Here is a 756-nt window from a genome sequence, read left to right as displayed (position 1 = left end):
GTTCTTGAATGGGGGGTCGTTGACGACGACATGGCTCGATTGGCGCGACAAGTTGCTGCGATTCTCACCAATAAAAAACGCCCGGCGGCAACCGAGCGTTCTGAACAAATCCAGATGGAGTTCTGAGGTCATTACTGGATCTATCAACAGGAGTCATTATGACAAATACAGCAAAAATACTCAACTTCGGCAGAGGTAACTTTGCCGGACAGGAGCGTAATGTGGCAGATCTCGATGATGGTTACGCCAGACTATCAAATATGCTGCTTGAGGCTTATTCGGGCGCAGATCTGACCAAGCGACAGTTTAAAGTGCTGCTTGCCATTCTGCGTAAAACCTATGGGTGGAATAAACCAATGGACAGAATCACCGATTCTCAACTTAGCGAGATTACAAAGTTACCTGTCAAACGGTGCAATGAAGCCAAGTTAGAACTCGTCAGAATGAATATTATCAAGCAGCAAGGCGGCATGTTTGGACCAAATAAAAACATCTCAGAATGGTGCATCCCTCAAAACGAGGGAAAATCCCCTAAAACGAGGGATAAAACATCCCTCAAATTGGGGGATTGCTATCCCTCAAAACAGGGGGACACAAAAGACACTATTACAAAAGAAAAAAGAAAAGATTATTCGTCAGAGAATTCTGGCGAATCCTCTGACCAGCCAGAAAACGACCTTTCTGTGGTGAAACCGGATGCTGCAATTCAGAGCGGCAGCAAGTGGGGGACAGCAGAAGACCTGACCGCCGCAGAGT

2 protein-coding genes are annotated in these 756 nt (G+C 46.4%); both read left to right on the top strand.

The features are described 5' to 3' along the window. On the top strand, window positions 1-126 hold a 126-nt coding region (locus PsAD26_RS29070), incomplete at its 5' end, for a CII family transcriptional regulator (RefSeq protein ID WP_244278312.1). A 32-nt stretch (window positions 127-158) separates the two neighbouring features. Further along, window positions 159-756 (top strand): replication protein (locus PsAD26_RS29485; RefSeq protein WP_153041551.1); only part of this gene is annotated, 598 nt, incomplete at its 3' end.

Origin of the sequence: Pseudovibrio sp. Ad26 (assembly GCF_001623285.1) — a bacterium.
Taxonomy (GTDB): domain Bacteria; phylum Pseudomonadota; class Alphaproteobacteria; order Rhizobiales; family Stappiaceae; genus Pseudovibrio; species Pseudovibrio ascidiaceicola.
This window is presented reverse-complemented; position numbering and strand designations above follow the sequence as displayed.